Origin of the sequence: Sulfitobacter sp. D7, from assembly GCF_003611275.1 — a bacterium.
GTDB lineage: Bacteria > Pseudomonadota > Alphaproteobacteria > Rhodobacterales > Rhodobacteraceae > Sulfitobacter > Sulfitobacter profundi.
Genome location: NZ_CP020694.1, coordinates 162042 through 177338 on the forward strand (window position 1 = coordinate 162042; position 15297 = coordinate 177338).

Here is a 15297-nt window from a genome sequence, read left to right on the forward strand (position 1 = left end):
TTGACAGAAGCCCCCCGCCCGAATGAGGTTTGATCAACTGAGGGGGACAAGGTGTCAGAGCAGACAGATCTTTCGAATGAAGCCGTCGAGGTGATTAACGCCGGGGCCAAGGCACCGCTGGTGTTGGTCTGCGAACATGCGGCGCGTGAGATACCGGCCTGCTTTGATGGTCTTGGTCTGGATGCTGCGGCCCGCGAAAGCCATGTGGCATGGGATCCCGGCGCTCTGGCCGTGGCGCGGGCGATGGGGCAGGATTTAGACGCCGTGCTGGTTGCCGGGCGCGTTTCGCGGCTTGTTTACGACTGCAACCGCCCGCCCGAAGCCCCCGGCGCGATGCCTGCCCAGAGCGAGATTTTCGCGATCCCCGGCAATGCCACGCTTGATGAGGCGGGCCGGGCCGAGCGGGTGACGCGCTATTACGAGCCCTTCCGCGCGACCCTTGCCGCGACGATCAAGCGGGTCGATGCGCCCGCGATCGTGACGGTGCATAGTTTCACGCCCATCTACCACGGCAAACCGCGCCGTGTGGAAATTGGCATCCTGCATGACAGTGACACACGGCTGGCGGATGCGATGCTGGCGGTGGCGCCAGAGTTCACGGACCTAACGGTCGAGCGCAACGCGCCCTATGGCCCCCAAGACGGGGTAACCCATACGCTCAAGGAACACGGTTTGGCGCATGGCCATCCGCATGTCATGCTTGAGATCCGTAATGACCTGATCACAACCGAGGCCGAGCAACAGCAGATGGCCGCGATGATCAGCAATTGGTTGCGTGCCGCGCTGATGCGGCCCGAAATGAATGACGCGATGAAGGACGCCAAACCATGAAATTCATGCGTGGCTATATCCGGGGCATCGACGCGATGAACCGACGGATCGGGCGGATCATGATGTATGGCATCTTTGTCCTGATGGGGGTGCTTTTGTGGTCGACGGTCAGCAAAGCGTTTTTCGTCCCCTCGCTTTGGACGCTGGAAATGGCCCAATTCATCATGGTGGGCTACTACATCCTAGGCGGGCCCTATTCGATCCAACTCGGCTCGAACGTGCGGATGGACCTGCTCTATGGCGATTGGTCGCTGCGCCGGAAGGCGTGGTTTGACCTGTTCACTGTTTTCTTCCTGATCTTCTATCTCTGCGTGCTGCTCTATGGGGCGGTGAGTTCCACCGCCTATTCGCTGGGCTATTGGGGGACCGAGCCGTTTAGCTTTTTCGGTGGGTTGGTCACGGGCACCGAAGAGATCGGCCATATGGAGAAATCCAGTTCCGCTTGGCGGCCCTACCTCTGGCCCATCAAGGTCGTGATGATCGTCGGTATCTTTCTGATGCTGCTGCAATGTCTGTCCGAGCTGTTGAAAGACGTGCTGCGGCTCAAGGGTGAGGCCATTTGATGTCCTATGAAATGATTGCGACATTGATGTTCTCATCGATGATGCTGATGCTGCTGACCGGCCAGCGGGTGTTTGGCGCCATCGGCTTTATCGCCGTGGTCTCGGCGCTGCTGCTTTGGGGTGACAAGGGCGGATATGACATCGGCTTTGCCGCCGCGATGAAGCTGATGAAGTGGTATCCGCTGCTGACGCTGCCGATGTTCATCTTCATGGGCTATGTGCTGAGCGAGAGCCGCATCGCCGATGACCTTTACAAGATGTTCCATGTCTGGATGGGCGGCGTGCGCGGCGGGCTGGCGATTGGTACGATTGGTCTGATGGTGCTGATCTCGGCCATGAACGGGCTGAGCGTGGCGGGGATGGCGATTGGCTCGACCATTGCGCTGCCGGAATTGCTGAAACGTGGCTATGACAAGAGGATGGTGACGGGGGTGATCCAAGCGGGATCGAGCCTTGGGATCCTCGTGCCGCCCTCGGTCGTGCTGGTGCTTTACGCGATGATCGCGCGGCAGCCGGTGGGCCAGCTGTGGCTGGCGGGTGTCATTCCGGGGCTGATGATGGCGGCGATGTTTATCGCCTATATCGTGATCCGCTGCCGCATGAACCCAGAGCTCGGCCCCATCCTCTCGGCCGAAGATCGCGACATTCCCCGCGCCGAAAAACTGCGGCTCCTGCGTGCGGGTATCCTGCCGCTGGTGATCTTTGCGGTGATGATGGTGCCGTTTGTGCGCGGCTGGACCAGTCTTGTGGAAAGCTCTGCCATCGGGGCAGGGGCGGCGTTCCTTGCCGCTGTGCTGAAGGGCCGGATGACGCGCGAAGTTTTTGAGAACTCCGTCCGCAACACCCTCGGCATCACCTGCATGTTCATGTGGATCATTCTCGCAGCCCTCGCCTTTGGCGCGGTCTTTGACGGGCTGGGCGCGGTCAAGGCGATTGAGAGCCTCTTTACCGAGAAGATGAACCTGAGCCCGTGGATGATCCTGATCATGATGCAGCTCAGCTTTATCATCATGGGCACCTTCCTTGATGACACAGCGATGCTGGTCATCGTGGCCCCGCTTTATGTGCCGCTCGTCGGTGCGCTGGGCTTTGATCTGATCTGGTATGGTATCCTTTATACGATCACCACGCAGATCGCCTATATGACGCCGCCGTTTGGCTATAACCTGTTTCTGATGCGCGCGATGGCCCCGCCGGAGATCACCCTGCGCGACATCTATGCCTCGATCACGCCCTTCGTGCTGGTGATGGTCTTGGCGCTGATACTCGTCATGGTCTTCCCACAGATCGCGACATGGCTGCCTGATTATATCTACGACAAATAACAATGAGAGCCGCGCAAAGACGGCCTGACATTTCAACAAAGGAGAGACGTATGACCACTCGCAGAAAGTTTCTATCCGGGGCCGCCGTCGCCGCCCCTGCGGCCCTCGCCGCGCCGTCAATTGTCCATGCCCAAGCGCCGATCAAATGGCGCATGCAGACCTATGCCGGTGCTGCCTTGGGTGAGCAGGTGACCAAACCTGCCGTCGATTACATCAACGCCGCCGCCAATGGCGAGATGGAGATCGAACTCTTCTACGCCGACCAGATCGTCCCCACCGGCGAGCTGTTCCAAGCCATGCAGCGCGGCACCATCGACATGGTGCATTCCGATGACGACTCCATGGCTTCGCCCACGCCGCTGCAACAATTCGGCGGCTACTTCCCCTTCGCCACCAAGCACATCCTCGACGTGCCGGTGCTGTTCAACCAATATGGGTTGGCCGACATCTGGAAAGAGGAATACGCCAAGGTTGGAGTCGAATGGCTGTCGGCTGCGGGCCAAGACCCCTGTAACTTCAACACCACCAAAGAAATCAAGTCGGTCGCCGATCTGGACGGTCTGAAGCTCTACACCTTCCCCACCGCGGGCCGCTTCTTGTCGAAGTTCGGCGTTGTGCCGGTGAACATTCCTTACGAAGATGCCGAAGTTGCCGTGCAGACCGGCGAGTTGGACGGCATGGCGTGGTCGGGCATCACCGAAGACTACACCGTCGGCTGGGCCGACGTGACCGACTACTTCCTCACCAACAACATCTCGGGTGCTTGGATCGGTTCGTTCTTCGTCAACCAGCAGCAATGGGCCGATCTGCCGGATCACCTCAAGCAGTTGGTCATGGCGGGGATCGAAGCGGGCCACACCTACCGCAACCAATGGTACTGGGGCGGCGAGGCGCGTCTGCGGGCGCAGGGCGACAAGCTCAAGCTCAGCACCGTGCCTGCCGACGAATGGGCCGAGGTCGAAAACGCGGCCAAGGACTTCTGGACAGAGATCGCCGAAGAAGGCGAAGTGCACGCCAAGATCGTGCAGATCTTCCGCGACTATAACGAAGTCATCAACAAAGCCGGTCCGCCCTACACCAATGGCTGAACCGACAACCGGGGGCGCGCTGCCTGCGCCCCCGCCTTACCCCCTGAAGTGGACAGAACATGCCCGGCACACTGACATTCGACGCGCTGAAAAAACTGGTCAAAGAGGGATCCGTCGACACGGTCCTTGCCTGCCTTGTGGATATGCAGGGCCGGTTGATGGGCAAACGCTTCCATGCCGTGAACTTTGTCGAAACCTCTTACAAAGAGACCCATTGCTGCAACTACTTGCTGGCCACCGACCTAGAGATGAGCACGCCCGAAGGCTTTGCCTCCACCTCGTGGGAGACGGGCTATGGCGATTATGTCATGCAGCCCGACCTTGATACGATCCGCCCGGTGCCGTGGCTCGAAGGCACAGTGATGGTGCTTTGCGATGTGCTGGATCACGACACGCATTCCCCGGTGCCCCATTCCCCCCGCGCCATGTTGAAAAAACAGATCGCGCGGCTGAAGGAGCTGGGCTTTGACGCGATGATGGCCACCGAATTGGAGTTCTTCCTTTTCGAGCAGAGCTTTGACGCGCTGCGCAAAGATGGCTACCGCAACCTCGTGCCGTTCAGCGGCTACAACGAGGATTACAACATCTTCCAGACCACCAAGGAAGAGAACGTGATGCGCCCCGTGCGCAACCACCTCTTTGCCGCCGGTCTGCCGATTGAGAATTCCAAAGGCGAGGCCGAAGCGGGGCAGGAAGAGCTTAACATCCGCTATTCCCCGGCCCTTGATTGTGCCGACTACCACACAATCGCGAAACACGCGGTCAAGGAAATCGCATGGCAGCAGGGGCAGGCGGCCAGCTTTTTGCCCAAGTGGCATAAAGACCGGGTCGGCTCCTCTAGCCATGTGCATCAGTCGCTGTGGAAAGACGGCAAGCCGATGTTCGTTGATGGAGACGATGAACTGGGCATGTCCGACCTGATGCGCCACTACATGGCCGGCCTGATCGCCTATGCGCCGGAATACACCTATTTCCTCGCGCCCTATATCAACAGCTACAAGCGTTTCGCCAAAGGCACCTTTGCCCCGACCAAAACCGTCTGGTCCGTCGACAACCGCACCGCTGGGTTCCGCCTATGTGGGGCGGGGACCAAGGGCGTGCGTGTCGAATGCCGTATTGGCGGATCGGATCTAAACCCTTATCTGGCGCAGGCGGTCATGCTGGCCGCCGGGATCAAAGGGATCGAAGACAAGATGGAACTGGCCCCGCCCACACGCGGCGATGCCTACGGTGAAAGCAAAGCTGTCGATATCCCCCAGACCCTGCGTGCAGCAACCGAGACCCTGCGCGGCTCGACGTTCTTGCGCGAGGTCTTGGGCGACGATGTAGTGACCCATTACACCCGCGCGGCGGAATGGGAGCAGGAAGAATATGACCGGGTGGTGACCGATTGGGAAATCGCCCGTGGCTTTGAAAGGGCCTGAGAATGACGACGGTAAAATGTATCTCTCCGATTGACGGTTCGGTCTATGCGGAACGCGAAACCCTGAGCAATGACGCGGCGCTTGAGGCTGTTGCCCGCGCTCGCAAAGCGCAAAAGGCATGGGCGGCGCGGCCTTTGCAGGAGCGCGTTGATTTGGTGATGGGCGCGTTGAAAGAGATCGAGAATTCCACCAACCGCATGACCGAGGAACTGGCCCACCAAATGGGCCGCCCGGTACGCTATGGCGGCGAATTCGGCGGTTTGCAGGAACGCACCAGCCACATGGCCAAGATCGCAGCCGATGCGCTGGCCCCCACGATAATCGAAGACAGCGCCGCCTTCAGCCGCAAGATCATGCGTGAGCCGCATGGCGTGGTTTTCGTCGTGGCACCGTGGAACTACCCCTACATGACCGCGAACAACACCATCGCGCCCGCGCTGATCGCGGGCAATTCGGTGATCTTGAAACATGCCTCGCAGACCATTCTGGTCGGCGAACACCTCGCCGATGCCTACCGCGCGGCGGGCGTGCCCGAGGATGTGTTTCAGAACGTTGTGCTGAGCCATGACACCACCTCGGCGCTGATCGCGGACAATGCGTTCGATTTCGTGAACTTCACCGGCTCCGTCGGTGGCGGGCAGGCGATGGAGCGCGCGGCGGCGGGCACCTTCACTGGCGTCGCGACAGAGTTGGGCGGCAAAGACCCCGCCTATGTCCGGGCCGATGCCAATCTCGACGCGGCAGTCGATGGTGTGATGGACGGCGCGATGTTCAACGCGGGCCAATGCTGCTGCGGGATCGAGCGGATTTATGTGCACGAAAGCCTCTATGACGCCTTTGTCGAAAAGGCCGTGGCATGGGTGAACAACCTCAACCTCGGTAACCCATTGGAAGAAGCCACGACGCTTGGCCCGATGGCCAATGTTCGCTTTGCCAATGAGGTCCGCGCGCAGATTGATGAGGCCGTTGCGGCAGGTGCCAAGGCGCATATCGAAAAGATGCCCGCCGACGATGGCGGTGCCTATCTGACGCCGCAGGTGCTGACGGATGTCACCCATGAGATGCGCGTCATGCGCGACGAAAGCTTTGGCCCCGTGGTCGGCATCATGCCAGTCAAGGACGACGAAGAAGCCATCGCGCTGATGAACGACAGCCAATTTGGTCTGACCGCTGCGATCTTTACCGCTGACGCTGATGCCGCCGAAGCCATTGGCCAGCGGCTGGAAACCGGCACCGTCTTCATGAACCGCGCCGATTACCTCGACCCGGCGCTGTGCTGGACCGGCTGCAAGCAGACCGGGCGCGGCGCGGGCCTGTCTGAACTGGGCTATCACGCGCTGACACGCCCTAAATCCTACCACCTCAAGAAAGCCTGAGACATGTCCCTGACTGCCAATTGGTCTTACCCCACCGCCATCCGCTTCGGCGCAGGCCGAATTAAAGAGATCGCCGAAGCCTGCGCCGCCGCAGGTATCAAAAACCCGCTGTTGGTCACCGACAAAGGGCTGGCCTATCTGCCGATCACCCAGTCCACGCTCGACCTGATGGAGGCGGCTGGCCTTGGCCGCGCGATGTTCTCGGACGTTGACCCGAACCCGACCGAGATGAACGCCGAGGCGGGCATCAAGGTCTACCGCGACGGCGGCCATGACGGCGTGATCGCCTTTGGCGGCGGCTCGGGGCTTGATCTGGGCAAGGTCATCGCCTTCATGGCAGGCCAAACGCGCCCCCTGTGGGATTTTGAGGATATCGGGGACTGGTGGACCCGCGCCGACCCCGATGGCATCGCGCCGATCGTGGCCGTGCCGACGACGGCTGGCACCGGGTCGGAAGTGGGCCGCGCCAGCGTGATCACCAATTCCCAAAGCCATGAGAAAAAGATCATCTTCCACCCTAAAATGCTGCCCGCCGTCGTGATCTGCGACCCGGAGCTGACCGTCGGCATGCCACCGATGATCACCGCAGGCACCGGGATGGATGCTTTCGCCCATTGCCTCGAAGCCTTCTGCTCGCCGCATTACCACCCGATGAGCCAAGGCATGGCGCTGGAAGGGATGCGTCTGGTCAAGGAATATCTGCCCCGTGCCTATGCCGATGGTACTGATCTTGAGGCGCGCGGGCATATGATGTCTGCCGCGGCCATGGGCGCCACGGCGTTCCAAAAGGGTCTGGGTGCCATCCATGCCATCAGCCACCCGATCGGCGCAGTGCATCACACGCACCACGGCACCACCAACGCGGTTGTCATGCAGCCCGTCCTGCGCATGAACCGCCCCGCGATTGAGGGCCGTCTGGCCAAAGCGGCAGCCTATCTTGATATCGTCGGCGGCTTTGACGGGTTTTACGATTTCGTCGGCAAGCTGAACGAAGAGTTGAACATCCCAAGCTCGCTGACCGCCCTTGGTGTGACGGACCCGGATATCGACGCGCTGGTGGCCTCGGCCCTGCAAGACCCAAGCTGCGGCGGCAACCCGATTGAACTGACCAAAGAGAATGTCACGCAGCTGCTGCGCGACTGCCTTTAAAACGCAAAACGGGGGGCCGGATCATCGGCCCCCCGTTGATATAAATCAGTGAAACGTCGGATTATTCGGTCGTTTTGGCTTCTTCCATATCCGCTTCAGTAACCTCGGGCCCGACCGAGACCAGATACGCCCAAACATCCTTGGCGTCTTCTTCATCTTTCAGACGGTAAGACATCTTGGATTTGGCGCGGTTCGTGTCGAGATAGCTGGCCAGAAACTTCTTGGGATCGGCAACATATCCGGTGAAGTCTTCTTCGTTCCACGCCAGCCCGGCTTCGCCGGCTTCAACGATGGAATCGCCATAGCGGTAGTCTTCGACCGACCCCGCCACGCGGTTGTAGATTCCATAAAGGTTCGGCCCGGTGCGGCCGCCTTTTTGGATGTCATTGCCCTCATCATCTTGGATCATGTGGCAGCTTTTGCATTTACGAAAGACCTTTTCCCCGGCTTCGGCATCACCGGAGGCATGGCTTTCCGCCCAAAGGGGTGTGGCCCCGAGGCAAATGGCGAAGATCGACGCGATACGCATGTTCATTGTGAGTTCCTTTGTCTGGCTGATTTGAAACTAGCGTTTGGGGCGAGGGGGTAAAGCATATCGGCTGCGCCAAAAGGTAGCACGGGCGGGCTGCGGGCCGGTTAGCGGTTGAGACCAAGAGGAATTCCTCCGATAACTGCCGGTGAATTTCTTCTGCTTCGAGGGTGAGATGAACACAACGGCGAGCCGCCTCTGATGGAGATCATGGTCCCCGCTTGGGTCGACGGCACCCTGCAACCGGTTGAAAAACTCGCCGCGCATGAACGCGGTTTGCGGCATATGGCGGTTTCGGTCTTTGTCATTGCCGAGGGCAAGCTGCTGATGCAGCAGCGCGCGCTTGGCAAATACCACACCCCCGGCCTCTGGGCGAACACCTGCTGCACGCATCCGCAATGGGATGAGCCGCCCCAAGTCTGCGCCACCCGGCGTTTGGATGAGGAGTTGGGGATCACCGGGTTGGACCTTCAGCATCGCGGCCAAGTCGAATACCGCGCCGATGTTGGTGGTGGGCTGATTGAGCATGAGGTTGTTGAGGTCTTTCTCGCCCATGCAGACCGGGCACTGTCGATCACGGAAAACCCTAATGAGGTGATGGCGACGCGCTGGATCAGCCTGAGCGATCTGCACACCAATCTCGCGCAGAACCCCGAAGAATATACGCCTTGGTTGCGGATCTACATGGCCGAACACGAAGGTCTGATCCTCGGCGGCGGGGCGATTAAATAACAGCAAAGGCGGGCCAGAGATGACCGAAGACATGCAAGACCAAAAGACACGCGCGGCAGATTGGTTCCGCAAGCTGCGCGATGACATCGTTCAGGCGTTTCATGACATCGAAGCACGTCATGTGGGCGAGGAAGAAGCCGGACGGTTCGTGGTCAGCAACACCACCCGCACCGCGCCTGACGGATCAGACGCTGGCGGCGGTGAGATGTCCGTCATGCGCGGCGGGCGCGTGTTTGAGAAGGTGGGCGTGAATATCTCCACCGTCTACGGCACCTTGGGCGAACGGGCGCAGGCAGCGATGGCCGCGCGCAAAGGGCTGCCGGGCATGGCCGATGATCCGCGCTTCTGGGCCTCGGGGATCAGTCTGGTTGCGCATATGCAAAACCCGCATGTGCCTGCCGTGCACATGAACACCCGCATGTTCTGGACCCCTCATGCATGGTGGTTCGGCGGCGGGGCGGATTTGAACCCTTGCATCGAATATGACGAGGACACCGCGCATTTTCATGCCGAGATGAAGGCGGCCTGTGACCCCCATGGTGCCATGCTCTATGACGAGTTGAAGACTTGGGCGGATGAGTATTTCTACATCCCGCACCGCAAACGCGCGCGGGGTGTGGGCGGGATTTTCTATGACGACCGCAACAGCGGTGATTGGGCGGCGGATTTCGCCCTGACGCAGGATGTGGGCCGGGCATTTCTGCCCGCCTATGTGCCACTGGTCGACAAACGGCGCGAGATCGAGTGGGACATGGACGATAAGGACGTGCAACTGCGCCACCGTGGGCTCTATGCGGAGTATAACCTCGTCTATGACCGGGGGACGAAGTTCGGGTTGGAGACGGGGCATGACCCCGATGCGGTGCTGATGAGCCTGCCGCCTATGGCGAAGTGGGTTTGAGGTAGCGTTCAGCCCGGAATCAAGCCGCAGGCGCCGGGCCATCGCCTGCTCGCCCGTCACGCCGGAGGCGTGCCGCCATATTTGGCGCACCTTCGGTACGACCGGGTAGGCGATTTGGTGAGGCTGGGCGTAACCTCGTGAGTTCGCACCAAGGCTGAGGCATAAAGTGGCATGAACCAACGTGACATCGCCCACCCGCGGGCAGGCGATGGCCCTCATCTCTTAGCGCGAGTGTTCAGCCGCGCGTCCCGCGCACGGTATCAATCATCAATTGTACATTCTCCGGGTCCGCATCCGGCGTAATCCCGTGGCCAAGATTAAAGATATGCGGCCCCTTCGACAACGCATCGACAATCGCCCGCGTCTCCTCGACCAACGCATCCCCGCCCGTCACCATATGCGAGGATTTCAGATTGCCCTGCACACAGCCATGCGGCTGCACGTTCTCGGCGACCCATTCTGCGCTCACCGCATCATCCACGGCAATGCAGTCCGCCCCAGTCGCGGCATGCAGATTGGCAAACCGCGCCCCGGCACCGCGCGGGAAGGCGATGATCGGTACGCCCGGATGGCGGGCCTTGAGCGCGCTGATGATCTGGCGCAGCGGCTCGGTCGAATAACGGTCAAAATCGGTGCCTTGAAGCGATCCGGCCCAGCTGTCGAAGAGCTTCACCACCTCGGCCCCGGCTTGGATCTGCATATCGAGGTATTCTATCGTCGCCAGCGTAATCCGCTCCATCAGCGCATCGAACACCTCGGGGTTCTCATCTTTCAAGGCATGGGCTGGCCCCTGATCCGGCGTGCCTTTGCCCGCGATCATATAGGTCGCCACGGTCCAAGGTGCGCCGGCGAAACCGATCAGCGTGGTTTCCTCGGGCAGTTCGCGCGACAGGATGCGCACGGTCTCGTAAATCGGGGCGAGGTGGTCGTGAATGGCATCCGCCGGTTTCAGCGCTTCCATCTCGGCCTTGGTGGTGATCGTCGACAGACGCGGCCCTTCGCCGGTGACAAACCACAGGTCCGCCCCAAGCGCCTGCGGCACCAGCAGGATGTCGGCAAAAAGGATCGAGCCATCAAACCCATAGCGCCGGATCGGCTGCAACGTCACCTCGGCGGCCAGTTCGGGGTTATAGCAGAGCGACAGGAAATCCCCCGCCTTGGCCCGCGTCGCGCGGTACTCCGGCAGGTAGCGCCCAGCTTGCCGCATCATCCAGATCGGTGGGGTCGGCAGGGTTTCGCCCGCAAGGGCGCGCAGGATGGTCTTATTCGCAGTCATTATGGCGTTCCTAATTGTGGCAAACCCGTAGGTAGCGCAGGTACAGCAGTTGTCAGTTCATGTCGACGGGGGTAGGGATGCGTCATGACGTATCAGCTCCCCACCCCGGCCCGGCCCCTCAACATCGGCACACGCGGATCGCTTCTGGCGCTCGCGCAAGCGAATGAGGTGCGCGACCGGCTTGCCGCCGCCTTTGACCTGCCGTTTGAAGCGTTTACGATCGTGGTGATCAAGACCACCGGCGACAAGATCATCGACCGCCCGTTGAAAGAGATCGGCGGCAAGGGGCTGTTCACCCGCGAGATTGAGGCCGCGCTGCTCGACGGCTCCATCGACATCGCGGTGCATTCGATGAAGGATATGCCGACGCTGCAACCCGGTGGGCTGTTGATCGACACCTATCTCCCGCGCGAGGATTGCCGCGATGCGTTTATCTCGCCGCATTTGAAATCCATCGCCGACCTGCCGCAGGGCGCGGTCGTTGGCACCTCCAGCCTGCGCCGTCGTGCGCAGGTCAAACTGCGTCGGCCTGATCTGGAAGTGGTCGAGTTTCGCGGCAATCTGCAGACCCGTTTGAAAAAGCTGGATGACGGCGTGGCCGAAGCGACATTCCTTGCCATGGCCGGGCTGAACCGGCTGAAAATGGACGATGTGCCGCAGGCCGCCGTGCATCCCGATGACATGCTGCCCGCCATCGCCCAGGGGGCGATTGGGGTTGAACGCCGTGTTGATGACAGCCGCGCCGCCGACATGTTGGCCGCGATCCATGACCGCGCCACGGGCGAACAACTGGCCGCCGAACGCGCGTTTCTGGCAACGCTTGACGGCTCTTGCGAGACGCCCATCGCCGGGCTGGCCGAACTCAACGGCACCGAGATGCGCCTGCGCGGTCAGGTGCTGCGCCCGGACGGGTCAGACGCCATCGGCGACGACGTGACCTGCGCCATTTCCGACGGCGCCGCGGCGGGCGAGGCGATGGCCCGCAAGCTTCTGGCCGAGGCCGGACCGGGTTTCTTTGACTGGCGCGAATGATCGGCAATCTCTTCACGCTGAAACAGCTTGAAGCGCTGATCTGGGTCGCGGACCTTGGCAGCTTTCGCCGCGCCGCTGCACATCTGAACACGACACAGCCCAATATCTCGGCCCGGATCTCCGGGCTGGAGGCGACACTGGGTGTCACCCTTATGCAGCGCGACGCCGGGTCGATCCGGCTGACCGAAAAAGGCACCGCCCTGCTGGCCCAAGCCCGCCGCGTGCTGCGCGAAGCCGAGGCACTGGTCGAGACCGCCGCGCGGCCTGACTTGATCGACGACAGCCTGCGCCTTGGGGTGACCGAGGTGGTCGCCAGCACATGGCTGCGCCCCTTCCTGCGCGCATTGGCCGAGGTCTATCCCAACCTCACCGTCGAACTTACCGTCGACCTGTCCCGCGATCTGGACCAAGAGCTTGCCGCCCATGCGCTTGACCTGACGTTGCAAACCGCGCCCTTCTCGACCCCGGCGAGCGGGCAGGTGGACTTGGCGACCTATGACTACATCTGGGTCGCTGCCCCTGAATTGGCCGCGCAGATCGGCCCCGCCCCCGATTTTGCCGCGATGCTGCGCCATCCGGTGCTGGGCCATGCGCGGCACACGCAGGCCCATTCCGATTTGATCCGCCATTTCGATGGCACCACCGCGCCCAAGGCCCGTTTGGTGCCTTCGAGCAGCCTATCGGCGGCGATGAACATGGTGCTCGACGGGATGGGCGTGGCGGTGATGCCGCGTGTCATGGTGGCAGGCGCGCTGGCCGATGGGGCGTTGCAAACCCTGCCCGTCGCATGGCATCCGCGCCCCTTGCAGGTCGCCGCGCGCTATCACGCGGATCGCACGCCCGCCTATGTCACCCGCGCCGCCGAACTGGCCCGTGACTGCGCCCGGGCTTTCGATGCAGAGGATCGAAAAAAACTTTCACACCCATAGAATATAATAATTTGCACCGATGCTGCGCCCGCCCCTATCCTGCGCCCAAATAGGAGTGAGACATGGCAGCAGAAACCATCCGATTGGGCGTTGATATTGGCGGCACGTTTACCGACGTGGTTCTGGAAAAGGGCGGCGAAAGTTTCTCGACCAAGGTGCTGACCACCTATGCCGCGCCCGAGAACGCGATCATCGACGGGATGCATCAGGTCTGCACCAAGGCCGGGGTCACCCCTGCCGACCTGACCCAGATCATCCACGGCACAACGCTGGCCACCAACGCGCTGATCGAGCGGCGCGGGGCCAAGACGGCGCTGATCACGACCCAAGGTTTCCGCGACGTGATCGAGATGCGCACCGAAAGCCGGTTCGAGCAATATGACCTGAACCTCAATCTGCCCGAACCGCTGCTGCCACGGCAGATGCGCTACACGGTCAGCGAACGTGTCGATGCCACCGGGGCCGTGCTGGTCCCGCTGGACCGGGCCGAGGTTGAGGCGCTGGCCGACCGTATCGCGGACGCTGGCTATGACAGCGTCGCCGTGGGGCTGATCCATTCCTACCTGAATGACGCGCATGAACGGCTGATCCGCGAGGTGCTGGAAGAGCGGCTGCCAGGGGTCATGGTCTCGATCTCTTCCGAAGTGTCGCCGCAGATGCGCGAGTATGAGCGGTTCAACACCGTGGTCGCCAATGCCTATATCAAGCCGCTGATGAAAAGCTACCTCGGGCGGCTTGAAGGGCGGCTTCAGGAAGAGGGTGTCTCTTGCAACATCTTCCTGATGCATTCGGGCGGCGGCATCATCTCGATCGAAAGCGCTGCCGAATTCCCCGTGCGGCTGGTGGAATCCGGCCCAGCGGGGGGCGCGGTCTTTGCCGCCAACATCGCCGCCCGCTACGGGCTCGACAAGGTGCTGAGCTTTGACATGGGCGGCACGACGGCCAAGATTTGCCTGATCAAGAACCAGACGCCCAAGACCAGCCGGGTGTTCGAAGTGGCGCGGACCTATCGGTTCAAAAAAGGGTCGGGCATGCCGATTTCGATCCCGGTGATCGACATGGTGGAAATCGGCGCGGGCGGCGGCAGCCTCGCGCATGTGGACGCGATGCGCCAAATCCGGGTCGGGCCAGAAAGCGCGGGCTCCGAGCCCGGCCCCGCCTGTTATGGCCGGGGTGGCGCGAAACCCGCGGTGACCGATGCTGATCTGGTGCTGGGCAAGCTTGACCCCGACAACTTCGCGGGCGGCTCAATGCGGCTGGATACCGCAGGTTCCGAGACGGCGTTGCATCAGGTCATTGGGCAGGAACTCGACATGGACGCCGCCACCGCCGCCTTCGGTTTGGCCGAGGTGGTGGACGAGAACATGGCCAATGCCGCGCGGGTCCATGCGGTGGAAAACGGCGAGGATCTCAGCGACTACACGATGATCGCCTTCGGCGGTGCGGCTCCGCTGCACGCCGGGCGGCTCTGTGAGAAACTGGGCGTCGAACGTCTGTTGGTGCCGCCCGGCGCCGGGGTCGGCTCGGCCATCGGCTTCCTGCGCGCGCCCTTCAGCTTCGAGGCCAACCGCTCGGTCTATATGAAGCTGTCGGATTTCGACGCGGGCCGCATCAAGACGCTGCTGGCCGAACTGCAGGAAGAGGCCACCGGCTTTGTCCGCAACTGCGACGCCCAAGCGGAAATTCTGTCGGAATACAAAGTCTACATGCGCTACAGCGGGCAGGGCTGGGAGATCCCCATCGTGCTGGACGAGGCAGACGCCCTAAACCCCAATGCCGTCCGGTTCGAGGCGCTTTTTGAGGCGGATTACGCCAAGCTTTTCGGTCGTACCGTCGAGGGGTTGGATATCGAGATCACGGTCTGGTCGGTCAATGCCACCACCCCGCCCGAGGCGGTCGCCCGCACCGCAGAGCAGTCTCCGGGTACGGCGGCAGATGTGGCTCTAACACGGCGTATGTTCGACCCGGCGCTCGCCGAATACTGCGATGCCGACGTGGTCCTGCGCGCCCAGATGGCCCCCGGCCAGACCGCCCAAGGCCCCGCCGCGATCACCGAGGATGAGACGACGATCATCCTGCCCGCGTCACGCCGCGCCATCTGCCAGCCGGACGGCTGCATCGACATCACCGTGAGAGGGTAAG

At 61.6% G+C, this 15297-nt stretch carries 14 protein-coding genes; 12 read left to right on the top strand and 2 right to left on the bottom strand.

Annotation, left to right across the window (positions count from 1 at the left end):
* Positions 1–51: 51 nt before the first annotated feature.
* The 7 genes from B5M07_RS00735 to B5M07_RS00765 are packed head-to-tail and all read left to right on the top strand — an operon-like array spanning position 52 to position 7756.
* Complete coding sequence (locus B5M07_RS00735) at positions 52–831, top strand: N-formylglutamate amidohydrolase (RefSeq protein WP_120349833.1); 780 nt, start codon at positions 52–54, stop codon at positions 829–831.
* Positions 828–1394 (top strand): TRAP transporter small permease subunit, encoded by a 567-nt coding sequence (locus B5M07_RS00740; protein WP_067939696.1) that lies wholly within the window; start codon positions 828–830, stop codon positions 1392–1394. The genes B5M07_RS00735 and B5M07_RS00740 overlap by 4 nt, the downstream gene beginning before the upstream one ends.
* Entirely contained in the window at positions 1394–2719 is a 1326-nt protein-coding gene (locus B5M07_RS00745; RefSeq protein WP_067916408.1) for a TRAP transporter large permease, read from the top strand. The genes B5M07_RS00740 and B5M07_RS00745 overlap by 1 nt, the downstream gene beginning before the upstream one ends.
* A 50-nt stretch (positions 2720–2769) precedes the next feature.
* The gene (locus B5M07_RS00750; RefSeq protein WP_067939693.1) at positions 2770–3807 is read left to right on the top strand and encodes a TRAP transporter substrate-binding protein; all 1038 of its coding nucleotides are present in this window, start codon (positions 2770–2772) and stop codon (positions 3805–3807) included.
* A 59-nt stretch (positions 3808–3866) separates the two neighbouring features.
* The gene (locus B5M07_RS00755) at positions 3867–5231 is read left to right on the top strand and encodes a glutamine synthetase family protein (protein ID WP_120349834.1); all 1365 of its coding nucleotides are present in this window, start codon (positions 3867–3869) and stop codon (positions 5229–5231) included.
* Positions 5232–5233: 2 nt separating this feature from the next.
* Positions 5234–6607, top strand: a complete 1374-nt coding sequence (locus B5M07_RS00760; RefSeq protein WP_120349835.1) for an aldehyde dehydrogenase family protein — start codon at positions 5234–5236, stop codon at positions 6605–6607.
* Between the two features lie 3 nt (positions 6608–6610).
* The gene (locus B5M07_RS00765; protein ID WP_120349836.1) at positions 6611–7756 is read left to right on the top strand and encodes an iron-containing alcohol dehydrogenase; all 1146 of its coding nucleotides are present in this window, start codon (positions 6611–6613) and stop codon (positions 7754–7756) included.
* Between the two features lie 61 nt (positions 7757–7817).
* On the opposite strand, the gene B5M07_RS00770 is transcribed toward B5M07_RS00765, so the two are convergent.
* Complete coding sequence (locus B5M07_RS00770) at positions 7818–8291, bottom strand: c-type cytochrome (protein ID WP_120349837.1); 474 nt, start codon at positions 8289–8291, stop codon at positions 7818–7820.
* Between the two features lie 195 nt (positions 8292–8486).
* Between B5M07_RS00770 and idi the strand changes: the two genes are divergently transcribed.
* Positions 8487–9017 (top strand): isopentenyl-diphosphate Delta-isomerase, encoded by a 531-nt coding sequence (gene idi / locus B5M07_RS00775; protein ID WP_120349838.1) that lies wholly within the window; start codon positions 8487–8489, stop codon positions 9015–9017.
* 19 nt (positions 9018–9036) lie between these two features.
* Positions 9037–9918 (top strand): oxygen-dependent coproporphyrinogen oxidase, encoded by an 882-nt coding sequence (gene hemF, locus B5M07_RS00780; protein ID WP_120349839.1) that lies wholly within the window; start codon positions 9037–9039, stop codon positions 9916–9918.
* Between the two features lie 235 nt (positions 9919–10153).
* Here the strand turns inward: hemF and hemE are convergent, their stop codons facing one another.
* Positions 10154–11194 carry a uroporphyrinogen decarboxylase gene (hemE, locus tag B5M07_RS00785; RefSeq protein ID WP_120349840.1) on the bottom strand — a complete coding sequence of 347 codons (1041 nt, stop codon included), beginning with the start codon at positions 11192–11194 and terminating at the stop codon, positions 10154–10156.
* A gap of 84 nt (positions 11195–11278) precedes the next feature.
* On the opposite strand from hemE, the gene hemC reads away from it, so the two are divergent.
* From hemC to B5M07_RS00800, 3 genes are all read left to right on the top strand, one after another.
* Positions 11279–12226 carry a hydroxymethylbilane synthase gene (gene hemC / locus B5M07_RS00790; protein WP_120349841.1) on the top strand — a complete coding sequence of 316 codons (948 nt, stop codon included), beginning with the start codon at positions 11279–11281 and terminating at the stop codon, positions 12224–12226.
* Positions 12223–13155, top strand: a complete 933-nt coding sequence (locus B5M07_RS00795) for a LysR family transcriptional regulator (protein ID WP_120349842.1) — start codon at positions 12223–12225, stop codon at positions 13153–13155. The genes hemC and B5M07_RS00795 overlap by 4 nt, the downstream gene beginning before the upstream one ends.
* A 62-nt stretch (positions 13156–13217) precedes the next feature.
* Entirely contained in the window at positions 13218–15296 is a 2079-nt protein-coding gene (locus tag B5M07_RS00800; RefSeq protein WP_120349843.1) for a hydantoinase/oxoprolinase family protein, read from the top strand.
* The last annotated feature ends 1 nt before the right edge of the window (position 15297 follow it).